General features: G+C 34.0%; 2 protein-coding genes and 2 pseudogenes. All 4 read left to right on the top strand.

Annotated features, from left to right (window positions below; translation table 11 throughout):
* A pseudogene (locus SMIDD26_RS07130) lies at window positions 1-516 on the top strand (glycosyltransferase); the annotation flags it as partial.
* Between the two features lie 523 nt (window positions 517-1,039).
* Window positions 1,040-2,257, top strand: a complete 1,218-nt coding sequence (secY2, locus tag SMIDD26_RS07125; protein ID WP_061439670.1) for an accessory Sec system protein translocase subunit SecY2 — start codon at window positions 1,040-1,042, stop codon at window positions 2,255-2,257.
* Between the two features lie 9 nt (window positions 2,258-2,266).
* The gene (asp1, locus tag SMIDD26_RS07120) at window positions 2,267-3,847 is read left to right on the top strand and encodes an accessory Sec system protein Asp1 (protein ID WP_061439669.1); all 1,581 of its coding nucleotides are present in this window, start codon (window positions 2,267-2,269) and stop codon (window positions 3,845-3,847) included.
* A pseudogene (locus tag SMIDD26_RS13110) lies at window positions 3,831-4,050 on the top strand (accessory Sec system protein Asp2); the annotation flags it as partial. The gene asp1 and the pseudogene SMIDD26_RS13110, both read left to right, overlap by 17 nt.

The following is a 4,050-nucleotide window of genomic DNA, read 5'->3' as shown; positions in this document are numbered from 1 at the left end:
GATTATGTAGGGAATTTACACAAATCTATCTTCATCAATGGTATGACAGATGCGTTTGAAATGAATATTTACGGTCCAAATCCTGAATTCTATGGTTTAGATGTAGAAAAAAGAGAAAACATTCGTTTTAAAGGTAGTTATGACCATGAAGCACTTCCGACGATGCTTGAAGGCAGTTTTGGCTTAGTTTGGGCTTCAACTGCTTATCCTCAAAAAGTAGGTCGTGATGCAGAATACCAGCGATATAATGCTCCCCATAAAGCTTCCCTTTATCTTGCGGCGGATTTGCCTATTATTGTATCAAGTGACTCAGCACTAGCTACATTTGTAGAACGCCAGGGGATTGGTTTAGTAGTTGATGACTTGGATCAGTTAACGGAGAAATACAAAGAGTTAACAGAAGAACGTTATGCTGATATTCTTGAAAATACAAGACGAATTGGGAGGATGATTAGGGAAAATTTTCCCATTAAGAAGGCTGTAATCCAAATGTTAGAACTTTTAGAATGGAGATAGAGGATTCGACAGATGTATAATCTCCCAAAATTATCACTTTTCTTTTATTTTATAACAAAACAATCTCAAAATGCTCTATCATCAAGCAAAAGAATTAGGACTTCAAAATACGGATATTTTCAAACGGTATGCGGAATTTATCTACTTGCTTGAATAAACTAGCTTGGTTTTGTTATATAAGATATTTGGAATAAAATACATAAAAAAGAATATTGTGTTTGCAAGCTAAATGCATTAAAAGCGGATTTTTTCTGCTTTTTTTGCTATAATGGTAATTGCGATATCATCAGATAAGTAGAATGTAGTCTTGTTATTTAAGGATTAGGAAAAGGGAGTTGGTGCGCAATGAAGTGTGATAGAGTATCTTCTTTTTTCTACTATAGCAAGAGATAAATAAAATCACTATAATATTTAAATTTGGATTAATTTGGATTAAAAAGTAGAGCATACTGTCTAGTTCGGATTGAGTTATAGATATAAGGCATGCGCTTGGTTTTAGTAAGATAGAATGAAAGGAAGTTTTATGAAAAAATATATTTCATCAATAGTTGTAAGGAAAGGTTTTGTTACACTGCTTTTGATGTTTATCTATGTTTTGGGTAGTAGATTGACACTTCCTTTTGTTGACTTAAGGAATAGGAATTTTTTAGGTGATGCTACAGCCTATTTATCCTTTTCTACTGCACTGGTAGGTGGAAATTTGAGAAGTTTGTCTTTATTTTCAATAGGCTTATCTCCGTGGATGTCTTCTATGATTTTGTGGCAAATGATTTCTCTTTCTAAAAGACTTGGTCTCTCTTCCATGCCTGAAGAGATTCAAAGTAGACGACAGATGTATTTGACTTTGTTTATAGCTTTGATTCAAGCATTAGCCGTTTCATTAAATTTGCCCATTCAATCCAATCTATCTAATCTTCTGATATTAGTCATGAATATCTGCCTTTTAATAGCAGGAGCCTTTTTCTTAGTGTGGTTATCAAATATGAATGCAAGTATTGGGGTTGGAGGTCAGACGATTATCTTATTGGTTGGGATGGTTTTAAATATTCCTCAAGATTTGATTGATACTTTCCAAACAGTACCCGTTTCTATCTTTGTATTAATATCTTTAATACTGATGGGAATTTTATTTGTTTATCTACTTGCTGTTATTTATAGAGCTCGTTATCGGATTGCAATACATAAAATTGATTTACACAATCGTTTTAAAAAGTACTCCTATTTTGATGTGGTTCTGAATCCAGCTGGAGGGATGCCTTTTATGTATGTAACAACTTTTTTAGGCCTGCCAACCTATATTCTTTTATTGTTACAGAAACTGTTTCCATCTAATGCTAGCTTCTTTGAATTGTCTTCTCAGTTTACAATTGGGAAACCACTTTGGATCTATACCTATATGCTCATTCTCTTTTTATTTAGTATAGCTTTTGCCTTTATTAACATAAGTGGAGAAGAAATTGCAGATCGTATGAAAAAAACAGGAGAGTACATCTATGGAGTTTATCCTGGTGAGGAAACTCGACGATTTATTAATAGGTTAGTCTTTCAATTTTCTTTGATAGGTGCTTTTTTTAATGTTATCATGGCTGGGGGACCGATGCTTTTTGTTCTATTTGATGAAAAGTTATTGAGAGTTGCGATGATTCCTGGCTTATTTATGATGTTTGGTGGTATGATTTTTACGGTTAGAGATGAGATTAAAGCTCTTAGATTAAATGAAACCTATCAACCATTGATTTAGGAGGTTGTCATGTATTATTTTATTCCAGCTTGGTATGGTTCAGAACGTCGGTGGCATGCTGATTTGATTCCATGGCATAGTTCTTATTTTAGATTTGAATTTGATGATACTTTAAATCAAATTAGGCTTTTTCAAAAACAAGAACTACAAGCAAAATTATTAGTACTGTCCTATCAGCCTCATCTACGTTATTTTTTACATCGACAGGGTGTTTTGGAAACAGAAGTTTATTCTATTTTTGATGATTTGCAGGACTTTCATGATTTACATACTCAGGTTCTCAATCTTAGAGATATAGAGTGGGATAGTGATTGCCAATTTCTTTATAGTCCTTTTACAATCATTGTTCAAAAAAATGGGATAAAATATGCTCAGATAGAGCATGGTGTAGAGGGTTTTATTAGTGACATTCGGTATTTTGATCCAAATGGTCAGATGAGCAAGCGCTATATCATGGACGACAGAGGATTTGTATCTAGTGTAATCTATTTTGAAGATGGACAAGCTATTTATCAGGACTATCTGGATCCTAAAGGAATTTGGCGATTTAGGGAACATCTAAACGAGGGAAGACGAGTAGAGGTAAATCCAATATTTGGTTACCGTTTTAAACAGCTTTACTACACTGATATGAGCCAACTAATCGCAGAATATTTTGATAAATATCTACAGAAGAAGCAGAAAAAACAGGATATTTTTATCATCCCTTCTCATCCCCATCATGATCAGTTTATCTTTGATCATATTCCAAGTACTAATCCTAAAATTTTGAGTCTCTTTATCAATCGTAATTCACAGAATACCTTTAGAGAGTTATCAGTATCGGTTGATCGAGCTAGTTTAGTGTTAGTGGATAGAGAGGATAGTTTACAACTTTTGCAGGAACTATATCCTGAGCTTTCTAATAAATTTTACCATCTCTCTCCTTTTGATACACGTTTACGTCTGGGGCGAAGTCAAACAAGAAAAGAGTCTATTATTTACTATCAACTTGATTTCAACGAAGAAATTGATAGGGAAGCATTGACTCAAGTTTTGTTATTTATTGCTGAAACTAAAAATACAGAGGTCATTTTTGGAGCCTTTTCTGCTAATCAGGAACAGATGGATGATGTGGAGGCTCTTGTTCATGAAATTATTCAAGAGAAAATTTATACTGATAGTTTAGAAAAAGGAATAAACTACGGAGATGCGGAAAATCCATTAGAGGAGAATCAAGAGCAGGAACTACGTTTTCAGTTTGTCAATTTGAATGATGAGTTGGAGTTGATTAAGACATTAGAGTTTGTTCGTTTGATTGTGGATTTGAATAAACAACCGCACCTCTATACTCAAATAGCAGGGATTAGTGCGGGAATTCCTCAGATTAATCGGGTTGAAACTGTTTATGTAGAACATTTGAAAAATGGCTATTTACTTTCAGATGTGACAGAGTTTTCAACGGCTGCACGCTACTATACAGATAGGCTAAAAGAATGGAATCAAGCCTTAGTATACTCTATTGATAAAATCAAGGAACATACTGGTCAACGTTTCTTAGATAAATTGCATTGTTGGCTTGAGGAGGTAACAGATGTCAAAGGATTATAAAATCCTACAAATAGGGATTGATAATTGGGCTCATCATTATGAAATTCCTGAAAATATGGATTGGTATTATTTTTGCCCCAACTCACCGCTAGCCCTCCGTAAAATGATGGAAATGGATAGCATCACAAATTTTCATGCAATTTTGGTAGAGGATGGTCAGCATATAAGAGATTTAATGCCTTTTGTACACCATATCGAACCCT

The sequence above is a fragment of the Streptococcus mitis genome, assembly GCF_001579035.1.
GTDB classification, from domain to species: domain Bacteria; phylum Bacillota; class Bacilli; order Lactobacillales; family Streptococcaceae; genus Streptococcus; species Streptococcus mitis_J.
This window is presented reverse-complemented; position numbering and strand designations above follow the sequence as displayed.